This window comes from Streptomyces sp. NPDC127038, assembly GCF_042725875.1.
In the GTDB taxonomy this organism is placed as follows: domain Bacteria; phylum Actinomycetota; class Actinomycetes; order Streptomycetales; family Streptomycetaceae; genus Streptomyces.
Map to the genome: position 1 here is coordinate 1 of NZ_JBHXDQ010000080.1, position 15,402 is coordinate 15,402.

Sequence of the window (15,402 nt, forward strand, 5' to 3'; positions counted from 1 at the left end):
GCCCTGCCCACAGGCCCGTCCGCCCCGGCCCTGCGGGCAGGGCCGGGGCGGGCTTCGAGGGGGTCAGGCGGTCACCAGCGGGCGGCGGCCCGTCCAGGCCGCCAGCCGTCCGTAGGCGTCGGCGCCCTCGGCGACCGGCGCCACCGCGCCGAACGGCAGCTCGGGGTCCTCGCGTCCCTCGTCGGGCAGCACCCTCTCGGCGATCATGAGCGCGAACTCGGCCAGTTCCGGGTCGAGTCCGAGCGGCCGGCCGAGCGCCTCCCAGAGGTCCCAGGTGTGCGTGACCGCCTCCATGACGTACCCGGCCAGCGCGATACGCCCGGTCGCCTCGCCCCAGGGCACCGTCACCGGCGCGTCCAGCCGGGCGTCGTCCGCCCAGCTCTCCCGGACCTGCGTCCTGACCGCGTCGTAGGCGGCCTCCCAGCCGTCGTCCGGCACGCCGTCGGCGAACGGCCGCACCGCGAGCCCGTCGCCGCCCGCCCCGATCACGGCGATCCGCCGGGTCCCGCCGACCATGTGCGACAGCAGCAGCCGTACGTCGAACTCGGCGCACGGGGTGGGGCCGTCCAGCTGCTCCGGCCGGACGGTCGCGACGAGCGAGGCGATCTGGGCGGCGGCGCGGGCGTACAGGGGACGGGGGTCCATGGCGTTCATGACTACCTCTTCCGTGTCTCGGTGTGCCCCCACCCTCGACGCATAACCTGACAGTTTCCGTCAGCATTTGCGGAGGCCCTCCCGAGGGCGCGATCCTGGGCGCGTGAAGTCCGACCGCCTGCTCTCGATCCTGCTGCTGCTCCAGACCCGCGGCCGGGTCCCGGCGCACGAACTCGCCGACCGGCTGGAGGTGTCGGTGCGCACCATCTACCGCGATGTCGAGGCACTGTCCGCCTCCGGCGTCCCGGTCTACGCCGAACGCGGCCGGCACGGCGGGATCGAGCTGCTCGCCGGATTCCGTACGGACGTCACGGGACTGACCGCGGACGAGTCCCGCTCGCTGTTCGTCCTGGCCGCGCAGGGCGCCCACGCCGCCCTCGGCCTGGACGCGGCGCTCGCCTCGGCGCTGCGCAAGGTGATGGCGGCCCTGCCCGCGCCCTTCAGGCCCGCCGCCGAGGCCACCGGCCGGCGCGTCCTCGTCGACGCCACCCGCTGGAAGGGCGGTCCCCGGCGGGCCGTGGACCTGGAGGCGCTGCAGGACGCCGTCTTCTCCGATCGCCGGCTGCGGCTGCGCTACCGCCACGGCGGCGACGCCGAACCGCGCACGTACACCGTCGACCCCTACGGCCTCGTCTCCAAGGCCGGTGTCTGGTACCTGGTCGCCGACCGGCGGGGCGCACCACGGCTGTTCCGCGCCGACCGGGTCCGTTCGGCGGACCTGCTGCCCGACCCGGTCCGGCGCCGTCCCGGGGTCGAACTCGCCGACGCCTGGGAGGTGCTGCGGCGCCAGGTCGAGGAGCGGCCGGGGGGCGTCGACGTCACGGTTCGGGTACGGCGTTCCCGCCTCGACATGTTCGTACGCCTGCACGCGGCCTCCCTCGTGGAGCTGCCCGAGGACGACGGCGACGGCGCGTGGGTGACCGCGCGCCTCTCCCTCGGCTCGGTGCGCGAGAGCCGCACGCTGCTGGCCTTCGGGGACGCGCTGGAGGTCCTCGCGCCGGCGGAGGCCCGGCAGGAGCTCGCGGCGACGGCCGCGGCCATCAGCGCGGTGTACGAGGGGGGTTGAGGACCGGCGCCGGGACCGTGCCGCACAGGAAGGCACAGCCGCGGCACAGCGTGGCCCTACCTGGATCTGGTGCTCTGGCTCCCGCTCGTCCGGCCTTCGCGGCCCGACCCATGTGACCTGACCGGGAGTTGCCCCATGAACCGTCGTGCACGACTCGTTCCCCTCGTCGCCCTCCTCGCGCTCTCGCCCCTGGTGGCGGCCTGCGGCTCCGGTGACGCGTCCTCCTCGGACGGCACGACCTCCGGCGGGGGGAACTGCACGCGCCCCTCCGGGATGCCGGGCGGCGCCTCCGGCCGTCCGAGCGGCGCCCCGTCGGGCATGCCCTCGTTCTCCGGCACCCCGTCGGGCATGCCGAGCGGTTTCCCCTCGGGGATGCCGAGCGGTTTCCCCTCCGGCATGCCCAGCGGCGGTCCCGGCGGCGGGCAGGGCGGCGGCCGGGGCGGCTGCGGGGGCCAGGCGGGCCAGGGCGGACCGGCGCAACAGGGCTGACACGGCCCCGCCTCCGCAGCCCTACGGGGGGCGGGTTCGCGGTGGGTGGCCGCGCGAGTCGGGGCGGTCGGCCCGGTCCTCGCAGGTGCCCACCGGGCGGCCGGGGCCGAGCCGGAGGCGGTGCCCCTTCCTGCGGGCGGTCAGCCGAGCCAGTGGTGGCGGCCGATGCTGATCAGCCGCATCTGCCGGCTCGCGACCCCGGCCACCCGCTCGCGGTCCGCCTCGGAGCCGTCCAGCGCCTCCAGGAACGCCGAGGCGGCCATCAGCATGTGGTCGACGTACAGCCCGGCCAGCATCAGGAGATCGTCCTCGCTCCATCCCTCCGACTCGGGGTGGTCGGCCAGCGCGTCGCGGACCTCCTCGGCGAACCGGGCCAGCTGCTCGCGGATCGCGTCCCGCACCGGCTGGACCCCGCCGTGCCGCTCACGCGCGATGAAGCGGACGTGCGCCGGGTGGGCCGCGACGTGGTGGGCGATCAACTCCACGGCACGGCCGATGCGTTCGTCACTGTCGCCGGCCGTGGACACGATGTCCTCGATCATCGGGTGCAGGCTGCCGAGCGCCTCCTCGACCAGCGCCGCGCCGAGATCCGCCGTCGAGCGGAAGTGGCGGTAGAAGGCGGTCGGGGCGACTCCGACGGCGCGGGTGACCTCGCGCAGCCCCAGGCTGCTCAGGCTCTGGTCCTCCAGAAGCCCCAACGCCGCGTCCAGCAGCGCCTGCCGGGTCTTCTGCTTCTGCGCCTGGCGGATGCCGAGAGTGTGACTCATGCCATGCAGTTAACAACTGTTCTCTGGAATTTTAAAGCCGTGGAGCGCGCTAGACTCAAGAGTCAGTGAACAAGTGTTACTACAACCGTTCACTGAGTCGTCAAGTCCCGGAAACATCGGGCCCTCACCGTTGAGGTCCCGGAGGTTCCAGGACCGGACTTCGAGACTTCTTCGAGAGGCATCTCATGCTGTTCCTCGTCGCCGCACTCCTGCTGCTCGGCGTTGTGATGGGTTCCGTGGCGCACGCGCCGCTGACCGTCAGCCTCGCCGCCGCGGCCGTCATCGGCGTCTGGCTGATCGTCTTCGCGCTGCGTGAGCGCGGGGCCCGCCGGCGCCACTCCTCCGCCAACTGACCGCTGGTACCGCACCTTTGCCGACCGGCCGTCGGTCCCACCCCGCACCGGCTGACCGTTGGTCCATCCCCGCACCGACCGACCGTTGGGAGCTGAACCACCTCATGGAACTCACCGCGCGCACCACCGGGACGACCCGCACCACCGGCATCCCCGCCGCGAGCCGCACGATCGACGTGTCCCGCGCCACCGACGCGCTCCGCGCCACGCAGGCGTCCCGCGCCGCCGAGGCCGCGCCCGCCGCGCGCCGGACCGGCGTGAAGGACGCGGACGGCATGGCCGTCGCCTCCTTCGTCCTCGGCCTGCTCGGCCTGCTCGTGCTGAACGTCTTCCTGGGCCCCGTCGCCATCGCCCTCGCCTCCGTCGCCCTGTGGCGCGGAACGGCCCGCCGGGGCCGCGCCCTCCTCGGCCTCGGCCTCGGAATCGCCGACCTGGCCGTCCTGGTCGCCTTCATGCAGATCGACAACACGGTGTCCTGGAGCTTCTGAGAGGGCGGCGCCGGCCAGGGCTCCCGACGAGGACCGGCCGTTCTGCCGCGGGGGGCCGGGGACGAGGGGGAGAGGGCCCGTAGAATCGAGCCCACCATGGCTTACCTCGACCACGCCGCGACCACGCCCATGCTTCCCGAGGCAGTAGAGGCCCTGACCGCCCGGCTGAGCGTCACGGGCAACGCCTCCTCCCTCCACGCCGCCGGCCGCACCGCGCGGCGCGCGGTCGAGGAGGCCCGCGAGACCCTGGCGGACGCCCTCGGGGCCCGGCCCAGCGAGGTGGTCTTCACCTCCGGCGGCACCGAGGCGGACAACCTCGCCGTGAAGGGCCTGTACTGGTCCCGCAGAGACGCCGACCCGGCCCGTACCCGCGTGCTGGCGAGCCCCGTCGAGCACCACGCCGTCCTCGACGCCGTCCACTGGCTCGGCGAGCACGAGGGCGCCACCGTCGAGTACCTGCCCGTCGACGCCTACGGGCGGGTCCACCCCGGCGCCCTGCGCGAGGCCATCGCCCGCAACCCCGACGACGTCGCCCTCGCCACCGTCATGTGGGCCAACAACGAGATCGGCACCCTGATGCCGGTCCGTGAACTGGCGGACGTGGCAGCCGAGTTCGGGGTTCCGCTGCACGCCGACGCGGTCCAGGCCTTCGGGCAGGTCCCCGTCGACTTCGCGGCCTCGGGCCTCGCCGCGATGACGGTGTCCGGCCACAAGATCGGCGGCCCCTACGGCATCGGCGCGCTCCTGCTGGGCCGCGAGTACAGCCCGGTGCCCGTGCTCCACGGGGGCGGCCAGGAGCGCCACGTCCGCTCCGGCACGCTCGACGTGCCCGCCGTCGCGTCCTTCGCCGTCGCCGGGCGGCTGGCCGCCGAACGCCGGGAGTGGTTCGCCACCGAGATCGGCGCCCTGCGCGACGACCTCGCCGACGCCGTCGTCAAGGCCGTGCCCGACGCGATCCTCGGCGGCGACCCGGCACCGGGGGGCCGGCTGCCGGCCAACGCGCACTTCACGTTCCCCGGCTGCGAGGGCGACTCGCTGCTCCTGCTGCTCGACGCGCAGGGCATCGAGTGCTCCACCGGCTCGGCCTGCACCGCGGGCGTGGCCCAGCCGAGCCATGTCCTCCTCGCCACAGGCACCGACCCGGACCTCGCCCGGGGCACCCTGCGCTTCTCCCTCGGCCACACCTCCACCCGCGCCGACGTCGCCGCGGTGGCCCGCGCGATCGGCCCGGCGGTGGAACGCGCCCGCATGGCGGGCCTCACCTGACCGCAGGTTCGGGCCGTGGGGCCGGAACAGGCGGGGCCGGAGCAGGCGGGTTCGGGTCGAGGGCGGTCCTCGTCAGGCCGCCGTGGACCGGGCCCGCCGCACCAGCCGTATGTACCGGTCCCAGTCCCAGTACCGTCCGGGGTCCGTGTGGTCCGTGCCCGGCACCTCGACGTGCCCGATGATGTGCGCGCGGTCCACGGGGATGCCGTACCGGCCGCATATCCCGGCCGTCAGCCGCGCCGAGGCCTCGTACATCGCGTCCGTGAACGACGAGGGGCGGTCGACGAAGCCCTCGTGCTCGATGCCGACGCTGCGTTCGTTGTACGAGCGGTTGCCCGCATGGAAGGCCACGTCCAGCTCGCGGATCATCTGGGTGACATGACCGTCCCTGCGCACGACGTAGTGGGCGGCCGCCCCGTGCCGGGGATCCTGGAACGCCCGCACCGCGCTCGCGAAACCGCCCTGGGTGACATGGACGACGACGCGGTCGATCACGTAGTCGTCGGGACGGTCGGCCCGCCGCCAGTTCGCCGCCGAGGCCGCCACCCACTGCGCGCCCCGGAAGTCCACCGCCCCCGCGACGCGCGCCTTCTCCACGCCGGGCAGCCGCCACCACAGGCGCGACAGCTCCCGCCGGGCGAGCCCCGCCGCGCTCACGGCGGCCGCCAGCCCGCCGACCAGCAGCACCCGGCGTCCCACCGGCCGGTCCGCGTCCTTGCCGCCCGCCCCGGCCCCACCGCTCCGTGACGGTCCCGGCTTCCCCTTTTTCGCCCCCATGCGATCTTCAACGGATACTCGCGGGTCCCGGTTCCCGCGGCCCCGTACCCTGGAGGGGTTATGACTGACACCTCGCAGCGCCCCCTCCGCGTCCTCGCCGCCATGTCCGGCGGCGTGGACTCCGCCGTAGCCGCCGCCCGTGCCGCCGAGGCCGGGCACGACGTGACGGGCGTGCACCTCGCCCTCTCCGCGAACCCGCAGTCGTTCCGGACCGGCGCGCGCGGCTGCTGCACCATCGAGGACTCGCGCGACGCCCGCCGGGCCGCCGACGTCATCGGCATCCCGTTCTACGTCTGGGACCTCGCCGAGCGCTTCCGCGAGGACGTCGTCGAGGACTTCATCGCCGAGTACGAGGCCGGGCGCACCCCGAACCCGTGCCTGCGCTGCAACGAGAAGATCAAGTTCGCGGCCCTCCTGGACAAGGCGCTCGCGCTCGGCTTCGACGCGGTCTGCACCGGCCACTACGCCCAGGTGATCGTCCGCGAGGACGGCACGCGCGAGCTGCACCGCGCCTCCGACATGGCCAAGGACCAGTCGTACGTCCTCGGTGTCCTGGACGACCGCCAGCTCGCCCACGCGCTGTTCCCGCTCGGCGACACGGTCACCACCAAGGACGAGATCCGCGCCGAGGCCGAGCGGCGGGGCCTGGCCGTCGCCAAGAAGCCGGACTCGCACGACATCTGCTTCATCGCCGACGGCGACACCCAGGGCTTCCTCGCGGGCCGGCTCGGCAAGGCCGAGGGCGACATCGTCGACGAGAGCGGCGCCACGATCGGCACCCACGAGGGTGCGTACGGCTTCACGATCGGCCAGCGCAAGGGACTGCGCATCGGCACCCCCGCCGCCGACGGCAAGCCCCGCTACGTCCTCGACATCTCGCCCGTGAACAACACGGTCACGGTCGGCCCGGCCGCCTCCCTGGACGTGTCCGCGCTGACCGCGATCAAGCCGCGCTGGTGCGGCGCGGCCCCCACCGGCCCCGGCACCTACACCGCCCAGCTCCGCGCCCACGGCGGCGAGACCGAGGCGGACGCCGAGCTGGTGGACGGCGAGCTGCGGGTCACCTTCACCGAGCCGGTCCGCGGCGTCGCCCCCGGCCAGGCGATCGTCCTGTACGACGGCACCCGCGTGGTCGGCTCGGCGACGATCGCGACGACCACGCGCGCGACGGCGGACGTCTAGAGCCGGACCCGCCCCGGGCCGGACCGGCGGGGCCGGCCTAGGCCTCCGTGCCGAAGAACTCCGCCAGGACCGGGGCGAGCACCTGGGGATCGACCATGTGCGTCTGCCCCTCCAGCGTGCGGTACGACCCCTCGGGCGCCGCCTCCGCGACGGTCCTGGCCGCCTCGCGCATCCACGCGGGGCTCGCGTCACCGGCGACCGACAGCAGCGGCACGGAGAGCAGTGCCAGTCGCTCCCGGGGCACCCGGTTCCCGCCCATCGCCGCGTCGTCGTACGCCAGGGTCGGCGCGAGGGCCTCCATCCCGGGCCAGGCGTGCGACATCCGTACCCCGGCGATCATCTCCGGGGGCGTGCCCACGAGGGTCAGGAACAGTTCGACCGCGTCGCCCCGCCGGTCCTGCCCGAGCAGCTCGGTCAGCCGCCGGGTGTACTCGGTCCGCTGTCTGCCCGCCGCCTCGTCGACCGCGAACGGCGTCTCGTAGACCGCCACTTCGCGGACGGGCAGCCCGCTCGCCGCCGCCTCCAGGGCCAGCGCCCCGCCCGAGGAGATGCCGTACAGCGCCGCTTCGCCCCCGCAGACCTCGATCAGCGCCGCGATGTCCTCGACCTCCCTGGCCACCGCGAAGGGCGCGGTGTCGCCGCTGCCGCCGCGGCCCCGCCGGTCGTAGGTGACGGCGCCGAAGCGGTCCGAGAGGGCCTCCGCGAGCGGCGCGAGCGTGGCGCCCGTGCACATGGCGCCGCCGACCAGGACGACCGCGGGGCCGTCACCGTGCCGTTCGTACGCGATCGGGGTCCCGTCGCGCGAGATCGTCTTCTTGTCCATGTCCGAAGAGACTGCCGGGCCGGCGGGAACTCATCGCGGCACCACGCCCGCGCGCGGCCGGAACTCAGGACACGTCCGCCTCGTAGAAGCAGAGGTGGTCCCTGATCTCTGCGACCTCGGGCTCGGGATCGGGATAGGCCCACACCAGGTCGGCGGCGCCGGGGCGCGACCAGTAGGACGCGGTGCCCTTGAACGGGCAGTACGTGTGGGTGTCGGAGGGCGTCAGCAGATCCAGCCGGACGTCCTCGGGCGGGAGGTAGTAGCGCACCGGACAGCCCGTCTCGCGCAGCACCAGGGGGCGGTCGCTCTCCGCCAGGACCTGGCCGCCGTGCACGACGCGTACGTTCCGGGTGCCCTGTTCGATGGTGATCGTGTGTCCTTCAGCCATGTACGGAAAGCGCTCGCGGGCCCCGATTCGTTCCCGCGTACGGTGAAGCCATGAACATCTGTGTCTTCCTCTCCGCCGCCGACCTCGACGACCGCTACACACGCCCCGCGCGGGAGTTCGCCGAACTCCTGGGCAAGGGCGGCCACACCCTCGTGTGGGGCGGCTCCGACTCCGGGCTGATGAAGGTCGTGGCCGACGGCGTGCAGGAGGCGGGCGGACGGCTGGTGGGCGTCTCCGTGGAGTTCCTCGCCGCCAAGGCGCGCCCCGGCGCCGACGAGATGGTCGTCGCCCGGGACCTGGCCGAGCGCAAGGCGCTGCTCCTGGCGAAGGCCGACGCGGTGGTCGTCATGGTCGGCGGCACCGGCACCCTCGACGAGGCGACCGAGATCCTGGAGCTGAAGAAGCACGGGAAGACCGACAAGCCGGTGGTCCTGCTCAACACGGCCGGCTTCTACGACGGGCTCAGGGAGCAGTTCCTGCGGATGGACGCCGAGGGCTTCCTGCCGGTCCCGCTCACCGACCTGGTGTTCTTCGCCGAGGAGCCGGTGGGGGCGCTGGCCCACCTGGAGGAGCGCCTCGGCACCGTCTGAGGCACCGGCACCCGTTCGGTGGCCGGCCGCCGGTGATGCGAGCATGGCGTCCATGGCTACACATGTGATCACCGGGGCCGGTTCCGGCATCGGCGCGGCCGTCGCCCGCCGTCTGCACGCGCGCGGGGACGAACTCGTGCTCCACGCGCGCGACGCCGGCCGCGCCAAGGAACTGGCCGCCGCCTTCCCCGGGGCGAAGACCCTCGTCGGCGACCTGGCGGACCCCGACAAGCTCTCCTGGGCGTTCTCGCACCAGACGCTCCCCGGCCGGGTCGACTCCCTGCTGCACATCGCGGGCGTGGTCGACCTCGGCCCGGTCGGCGAACTCACCCCGAAGTCCTGGCGCCACCAGCTCAACGTCAACCTGATCGCCCCCGCCGAGCTGACCCGCCACTTCCTGCCCCAGCTGCGCGTCTCCCAGGGGCACGTGATCTTCGTCAACTCCGGTGCCGGTCTGAGCGCCCACGCCGACTGGTCCGCCTACGCCGCCTCCAAGCACGGGCTGAAGGCCCTCGCGGACTCCCTGCGCCACGAGGAGCACCCGGCCGGGGTCCGGGTGACCTCGGTCTACCCGGGCCGCACCGCGAGCCCCATGCAGGCCAAGGTCCACCAGCAGGAGGGCAAGGAGTACGACGCCTCGCGGTGGATCGACCCCGAGTCGGTGGCCACGACGATCCTGATGGCGCTCGACCTGCCCCGCGACGCCGAGGTCAACGATCTGACGGTGCGCCCGGGAGGCTGACCGGCCCGCGCGATTCCGTAGGCTTCCGGGGTGAGCGAAAACAGCGAGTTCAGGTTCGGTGCCGCCACCGGGGTCGGGTCCATGCCGGGCGGTGACGCGCGGGAGGCCGCCAAGACCGTCACGGGCTCCTTCGAGGACTTCCCCTTCCTCCCCGAACTGCCCGCGCGCGGGCCCGGGGCGGACATGATCGGCCGGACCGCGGGGATGCTCGTCGAGCTGTACGCGCGCGTGGAGCCCAGCGGCTGGCGCTTCGGGGACCGGCCGGGCCGGGACACCAAGCGGGCCCGGTCGTGGCTGGGGGAGGACCTCGACGCCCTGGAGGAGTTCACCCAGGGGTACGAGGGGCCGCTCAAGGTGCAGGCCGTCGGCCCCTGGACGCTGGCCGCCGCGCTGGAGCTGAGGAACGGCGAGTCCGCCCTCTCCGACCCCGGAGCCTGCCGCGACCTCGCCGGATCGCTCGCCGAGGGCCTGCGCCTCCACCTCGACGAGGTGCGCCGGCGGATCCCCGGCGCCAGGGTCGTCCTTCAGCTCGACGAGCCCTCCCTGGTCGCCGTGCTCCGCGGCGCCGTGCCCACCGCCAGCGGCTACCGCACCCACCGCGCGGTGGACCGCCAGATCGCCGAGGCCACCCTCCGGGACGTCATCGGCGTGAACGGGGGCGGTCCGGTCGTCGTCCACAGCTGCGCCCCCGACGTGCCCTTCGCCCTGCTGCGCCGGGCGGGCGCGGCGGCGGTGTCGTTCGACTTCTCCCTCCTCACCGAGCGTGACGACGAGGCGATCGGGGAGGCGGTCGAGGGCGGTACCCGGCTGTTCGCCGGTGTCGTCCCCGGCACGGACGTCCCATTGTCCGACCCTGCCGGTAGCGTCATGGGTGTCAGGACGCTGTGGCGCAGGCTGGGGCTGCGGCCGGGTCTGCTCGCGGAGGCGGTCACGCTCACCCCGTCGTGCGGACTCGCGGGGGCCTCCCCCGACTTCGCGCGCAGGGCGCTGGCCCACTGCGTCCGGGCGGCGAGATCCCTCGCGGACAACCCAGAGTAACGGGAGGACACAACGGTGGCCGGCGAAGAGCACGCAGAGCCCACATCGGTACCCGCCGAGGCACGGGAGCGGCACGCGCGGCTCGCCGAAGAGGTCGAGGAGCACCGCTTCCGTTACTACGTGAACGACGCTCCGGTCGTCAGCGACGCGGAGTTCGACACCCTGCTGCGTTCCCTGGAGGCGCTGGAGGAGGAGTTCTCCGAGCTGCGGACGCCGGACTCGCCGACCCAGAAGGTCGCGGGTTCGTACGCCACGGACTTCGCCTCCGTGCAGCACCGGCAGCGCATGCTGTCGCTCGACAACGCCTTCACCGACCTCGAACTGGCCGCGTGGGCCGAGCGCGTGGCCAGGGACGTGGGCACCTCCGAGCACCACTTCCTGTGCGAGCTGAAGGTCGACGGACTCGCCGTCAACCTGACGTACGAGCACGGCCGTCTCACCCGGGCGGCCACCCGCGGCGACGGCCGCACCGGCGACGACATCACGCCCAACGTCCGTACGATCGCGGAGATCCCGGACCGGCTGACCGGCGACCACGTCCCCGCTCTCGTGGAGATCCGCGGCGAGGTCTACCTGCCGATGGAGCGGTTCGAGGAGCTCAACGCCCGTCTCGTGGCGGCGGGCGACAAGCCCTTCGCCAACCCCCGCAACGCGGCGGCCGGTTCACTGCGGCAGAAGGACCCCCGCGTCACCGCGACCCGCCCGCTCCACATGGTCGTCCACGGCATCGGCGCCCTGGAGGGATTCGAGGGCCTGGGCCGGCTCTCCGAGGCCTACGGCCTGCTGCACTCCTGGGGACTGCCGACCACCCGGTACGCCAAGGTGGTCGACGACCTCGACGGCGTACGGGAGTTCATCGCGTTCTACGGCGAGAACCGGCACTCCGTGGAGCACGAGATCGACGGGGTGGTCGTCAAGCTCGACGAGATCCCCCTCCAGGGCCGGCTCGGCTCCACCGCGCGCGCACCCCGCTGGGCGATCGCCTGGAAGTACGCGCCCGAGGAGGTCAACACCAAGCTGGTCAACATCCGCGTGGGCGTGGGCCGTACGGGCCGGGTCACCCCGTACGCGCAGGTCGAGCCGGTGACGGTCGCGGGCTCCGAGGTCGAGTTCGCCACCCTGCACAACCAGGAGGTGGTGAAGGCCAAGGGCGTCCTCATCGGCGACACGGTGGTGCTGCGCAAGGCCGGCGACGTCATCCCCGAGATCCTCGGACCGGTGGCCGACCTGCGCGACGGCAGCGAGCGGGAGTTCGTGATGCCGGCCGACTGCCCCGAGTGCGGTACGCCGCTGCGCGCCATGAAGGAGGGCGACATCGATCTGCGCTGTCCCAACGGCCGTTCCTGCCCGGCCCAGTTGAGAGAGCGCGTCGCCTACCTCGCGGGCAGGCAGTGCCTGGACATCGATCACTTCGGCGACGTGGCCGCCGCGGCGCTGACCCGGCCCCTGGAGCCCGTGGCCCCGCCGCTCGTCGACGAGGGAGACCTCTTCGACCTCACCGTCGAGCAGCTGCTCCCGATCAGGGCGTACGTCCTCGACCCGGACAGCGGTCTGCCCAAGCTGGATCCGAAGACCGGTGAGGAGAAGGTCGTCACGGTCTTCGCCAACCAGCAGGGCGAGCCGAAGAAGAACACGCTTGCCCTGCTGGAGAGGATCGCCGAGGCGCGGACCCGTCCGCTCGCCCGGTTCGTCAACGGGCTCTCCATCCGGCACGTGGGCCCCGTGGCCGCCGAGGCGCTGGCCCGCGAGTTCCGTTCCATCGACCGCATCGAGCAGGCCACCGAGGAGGAACTCGCCGCGGTCGACGGGGTCGGCGGGATCATCGCGGCCTCGGTCAAGGAATGGTTCGCCGAGGACTGGCACCGCGAGATCATCCGCAAGTGGAAGGCGGCCGGTGTCCGCATGGAGGACGAGGGCGCGGGCGAGGACGCGGGACCCCGTCCGCTCGAAGGGCTCACCGTCGTCGTCACGGGCACGCTCGAACACCACACACGGGACGGGGCGAAGGAGGAACTCCAGAGCCGCGGAGCAAAGGTCACCGGTTCTGTTTCGAAGAAGACATCTTTCGTTGTGGTGGGCGACAATCCCGGATCGAAGTATGACAAGGCGATGCAGTTGAAGGTTCCGGTCCTGAACGAGGAGGGCTTCGCCGTCCTGTTGGGGCAGGGGCCGGACGCGGCGGCGGAAGTCGCGCTTCCGATCGAGGAATAGGGGCCGAAGTCCACCCGTTCGGCGCAAATCGGCGACATTCGGGTGACCAGGTCGCATTCGGGCAACCGTCGACGACCGCTGCCCGTGGAAGCCTTCCGCGGCCTACTGTTGACGTGTGCGCCCGCCGTGCCCGGCCGCGGTCGGCGCATCCTCCGCTCCGCGCGAGCCGGGGGAAAGGGTTTTCCGACGCGGCACCGTTGGCAGTTGTCGTCGGCAACGGATCGTGTCGCGTGGGCACCGCCGGCAGTGAGAGGGACGGGAATGGAACCGACCGAGAGCGCCGCTCCCGACCCACGGCTGCGCCTGCGCCGGACGACCGGCGCGTGGCTGACCGGCCTGCGGACGGGACGGCCTTCGGAACGTCGTGCCCGCAGCGGGCCCGGCGGCGCCCCGCCCACCCCTCCCGGCGGCCCCGGCGCCGGCGCCCTGACCGCCGAACGCGGCACCGGCCTGCCGGGCCAGGACCCCGAACGACATCTGTCCTGGCCCACGCTGCCGTCGGCGGTCGTGGCCACCGCCGCGTTCGTCCTGGGCGCGGGCTTCTACCGCGCGTTCAGCGGACATCACGCGCTCTTCCCGTGCGGCACCGTCGGCTGGGCGCTGGCCCTGCTGACCGGGGTCATCGTCGGTCACCTGGTCGCGCTCGGCCGGGCCCGCTGGTGGGGCGGCACCGGTTCCGGCGCCGCGCTGACCCTCGCGGTCCTGCTGCTGTACGGCTGGGTCCCGGCCGGAATGGTCAGCCTCACCGTCGTGGTCCTGGTGGGCACGGCCCGCCGGGACCGCTGGCGCCAGGGCGTCCTGCACGGCGCCGTCGACATCCTCGGCATCGGCGCCGGAGCCCTGGTCCTCGCCTCGTTCGGACGGTTCCCGAGCGTCGAGGCACCCTGGGCCCCCGCCACCTGGACGCTCTACGCCGCTCCCCAGCTGGTGCTGGTCGCCGGCGCCTATCTCGCCGTCACCCGCGTCCTGCTGTGGTACATCAACACCCCCGGCGGCGGCCTGCCGACCGTCGCCCGTACGGCCCTGGTCAGGCACGGTCTCGTCGCCGTCGCACTGCTCGGCATCGCCCCGCTCGTGTGCGTCGTCGCGATGGCCCAGCCGATGCTGCTGCCGCTGTTCTCGATCCCGCTGATCGCCCTCGACTCCACCCTGTGGATAGCCCGCGCGCGGGCCGAGGAACAACTGCGCGACCCCCTGACCGGACTGCCGAACCGTCAGTGGCTGCTGGAGCGCACCTGGACCGCGCTGGACGACGCCGAGCGCATCGGCGCCCGCTCCGCCCTGATGCTCATCGACCTGGACCGCTTCCGTTCGGTCAACGACACGCTGGGGCACCTCGCCGGTGACCGGCTGCTCCTCCAGATAGCCGAGCGGCTGCGGCTGGCGCTGCCGCGCGGGGCGGAGGCCGCGCGGCTCGGAGGTGACGAGTTCGCCGTGTTACTGCCGGTCGTCGACTCCACCACTTCGGCCACCCGGGTCGCCCGCAATCTGGTCGCCACCCTCGGCTCGCCGCTCGACCTGGACGGACTCACCCTCGTCCTGGAGGCCAGCGCCGGGCTCGCCGTCTTCCCCGATCACGCGCTCGACGCGGAGGGGCTGCTGCGTCTCGCCGACATCGCGATGTACCAGGCGAAGCGGGACCGTACGGGCGTCGAGGTGTACGAGTCCAAGCGGGACTCCAACACTCCCGACCGGCTGGGTCTGCTCGGCGATCTGCGCCGCGCCCTGGACACCGGTGACGTCGAACTCCACTACCAGCCCAAGGTCCGCTTCGACGGGCAGGTGGCCGGTCTTGAGGCCCTGGTGCGCTGGGTGCACCCGGAGCGCGGCAAGGTCCCGCCGGACGAGTTCATCGCCATCGCCGAGTCGTCCGGGCTGATGCCCCACCTGACCGAGTACGTCCTGGAGACGGCCCTCGGACAGGTCGCGCGCTGGCGTGCGCAGGGGCTGTACGTGCCGGTCGCGGTGAACGTGTCGCCGCGTGACGTCCACACGCCCGGGTTCGCCGGTGCCGTCGCCGCGCGTCTCGCCCGGCACGGGGTTCCCGCGGGAGCGCTCCAACTGGAGATAACGGAGCACGTGCTCCTGGAGGACCCGCAGCGGGCCGCCGACACCCTCGCGGCGCTCACCGGGCACGGCGTGAAGATGTCGCTGGACGACTTCGGCACCGGGTACTCCTCCCTCGTCCATCTGCGCCGGCTCCCGGTCAGCGAACTGAAGATCGACCGGTCGTTCGTCGCACGGCTCGCCGTGGACGCCGAGGACGCCGAGATCGTGCGGTGCACCCTCGATCTCGCCCATTCGCTGGGGCTTCTCGTCGTGGCGGAGGGTGTCGAGGACGACGAGACGTGGGAGCGGCTGCGGGATCTCGGCTGTGACGCCGTGCAGGGGTGGCTGGTCGCCGCGGCGATGCCGCCGGAGGAGGCCACGGCGTGGCTGCTCGCGCGGGGGGCCCGCGGCTGGCAGCGCCCACGCGCCGCGCTCCCGGCCGCAGAGTAACCCCGCCTACCCGGCCTGCGGCCGCCCGTCTCCCACCCACGCACCACCCGTTCACCGTCCGCCGAGAAG

Annotated in this window: 16 protein-coding genes; 11 read left to right on the top strand and 5 right to left on the bottom strand. The window is 73.3% G+C overall.

The features are described 5' to 3' along the window. Window positions 1-63 precede the first annotated feature (63 nt). Entirely contained in the window at window positions 64-654 is a 591-nt protein-coding gene (locus ACFWI4_RS36150) for a TIGR03086 family metal-binding protein (RefSeq protein ID WP_387205259.1), read from the bottom strand. A 103-nt stretch (window positions 655-757) separates the two neighbouring features. On the opposite strand from ACFWI4_RS36150, the gene ACFWI4_RS36155 reads away from it, so the two are divergent. Together ACFWI4_RS36155 and ACFWI4_RS36160 are read left to right on the top strand one after the other, a co-directional pair. Beyond that, window positions 758-1,720, top strand: coding sequence for a helix-turn-helix transcriptional regulator (locus ACFWI4_RS36155; RefSeq protein WP_387205261.1), 963 nt, complete (start codon window positions 758-760; stop codon window positions 1,718-1,720). Between the two features lie 135 nt (window positions 1,721-1,855). After that, a complete protein-coding gene (locus ACFWI4_RS36160) occupies window positions 1,856-2,209 on the top strand; it encodes a hypothetical protein (RefSeq protein WP_387205263.1) in 354 nt (117 codons plus the stop codon). 140 nt (window positions 2,210-2,349) lie between these two features. Here the strand turns inward: ACFWI4_RS36160 and ACFWI4_RS36165 are convergent, their stop codons facing one another. Continuing rightward, entirely contained in the window at window positions 2,350-2,976 is a 627-nt protein-coding gene (locus tag ACFWI4_RS36165; RefSeq protein ID WP_387205265.1) for a TetR family transcriptional regulator, read from the bottom strand. Between the two features lie 185 nt (window positions 2,977-3,161). Here ACFWI4_RS36165 and ACFWI4_RS36170 point away from each other — a divergent pair, with 185 nt between their 5' ends. From ACFWI4_RS36170 to ACFWI4_RS36180, 3 genes are all read left to right on the top strand, one after another. Then, complete coding sequence (locus ACFWI4_RS36170) at window positions 3,162-3,329, top strand: hypothetical protein (protein ID WP_339131743.1); 168 nt, start codon at window positions 3,162-3,164, stop codon at window positions 3,327-3,329. A 275-nt stretch (window positions 3,330-3,604) separates the two neighbouring features. Next, a complete protein-coding gene (locus tag ACFWI4_RS36175) occupies window positions 3,605-3,817 on the top strand; it encodes a DUF4190 domain-containing protein (protein ID WP_385400362.1) in 213 nt (70 codons plus the stop codon). 96 nt (window positions 3,818-3,913) lie between these two features. Continuing rightward, entirely contained in the window at window positions 3,914-5,083 is a 1,170-nt protein-coding gene (locus ACFWI4_RS36180) for a cysteine desulfurase family protein (RefSeq protein ID WP_387205267.1), read from the top strand. A 72-nt stretch (window positions 5,084-5,155) separates the two neighbouring features. Here ACFWI4_RS36180 and ACFWI4_RS36185 read toward each other — a convergent pair whose 3' ends face one another. Further along, the gene (locus tag ACFWI4_RS36185) at window positions 5,156-5,860 is read right to left on the bottom strand and encodes an N-acetylmuramoyl-L-alanine amidase (protein ID WP_385400209.1); all 705 of its coding nucleotides are present in this window, start codon (window positions 5,858-5,860) and stop codon (window positions 5,156-5,158) included. A 60-nt stretch (window positions 5,861-5,920) separates the two neighbouring features. Between ACFWI4_RS36185 and mnmA the strand changes: the two genes are divergently transcribed. After that, the gene (gene mnmA, locus ACFWI4_RS36190) at window positions 5,921-7,042 is read left to right on the top strand and encodes a tRNA 2-thiouridine(34) synthase MnmA (protein WP_387205269.1); all 1,122 of its coding nucleotides are present in this window, start codon (window positions 5,921-5,923) and stop codon (window positions 7,040-7,042) included. A 37-nt stretch (window positions 7,043-7,079) separates the two neighbouring features. On the opposite strand, the gene ACFWI4_RS36195 is transcribed toward mnmA, so the two are convergent. Both ACFWI4_RS36195 and ACFWI4_RS36200 read right to left on the bottom strand, forming a co-directional pair. Then, window positions 7,080-7,865 (bottom strand): alpha/beta fold hydrolase, encoded by a 786-nt coding sequence (locus ACFWI4_RS36195; protein ID WP_387205271.1) that lies wholly within the window; start codon window positions 7,863-7,865, stop codon window positions 7,080-7,082. A 64-nt stretch (window positions 7,866-7,929) separates the two neighbouring features. Further along, window positions 7,930-8,253: a DUF427 domain-containing protein gene (locus ACFWI4_RS36200; protein WP_387205273.1), complete on the bottom strand. Its 324-nt coding sequence runs from the start codon at window positions 8,251-8,253 to the stop codon at window positions 7,930-7,932. 50 nt (window positions 8,254-8,303) lie between these two features. Here ACFWI4_RS36200 and ACFWI4_RS36205 point away from each other — a divergent pair, with 50 nt between their 5' ends. The 5 genes from ACFWI4_RS36205 to ACFWI4_RS36225 all read left to right on the top strand — a co-directional run bounded on the left by ACFWI4_RS36205 (window position 8,304) and on the right by ACFWI4_RS36225 (window position 15,333). Then, a complete protein-coding gene (locus ACFWI4_RS36205) occupies window positions 8,304-8,843 on the top strand; it encodes a TIGR00730 family Rossman fold protein (protein WP_387205275.1) in 540 nt (179 codons plus the stop codon). Between the two features lie 43 nt (window positions 8,844-8,886). Then, complete coding sequence (locus ACFWI4_RS36210; protein WP_387205277.1) at window positions 8,887-9,585, top strand: SDR family oxidoreductase; 699 nt, start codon at window positions 8,887-8,889, stop codon at window positions 9,583-9,585. A 30-nt stretch (window positions 9,586-9,615) separates the two neighbouring features. Further along, on the top strand, window positions 9,616-10,623 hold the full coding sequence (locus ACFWI4_RS36215) for a methionine synthase (RefSeq protein WP_387205279.1): 1,008 nt from the start codon (window positions 9,616-9,618) through the stop codon (window positions 10,621-10,623). 15 nt (window positions 10,624-10,638) lie between these two features. Beyond that, on the top strand, window positions 10,639-12,834 hold the full coding sequence (gene ligA / locus ACFWI4_RS36220) for an NAD-dependent DNA ligase LigA (RefSeq protein ID WP_387205281.1): 2,196 nt from the start codon (window positions 10,639-10,641) through the stop codon (window positions 12,832-12,834). 261 nt (window positions 12,835-13,095) lie between these two features. Then, window positions 13,096-15,333 (top strand): putative bifunctional diguanylate cyclase/phosphodiesterase, encoded by a 2,238-nt coding sequence (locus ACFWI4_RS36225; protein ID WP_387205283.1) that lies wholly within the window; start codon window positions 13,096-13,098, stop codon window positions 15,331-15,333. The last annotated feature ends 69 nt before the right edge of the window (window positions 15,334-15,402 follow it).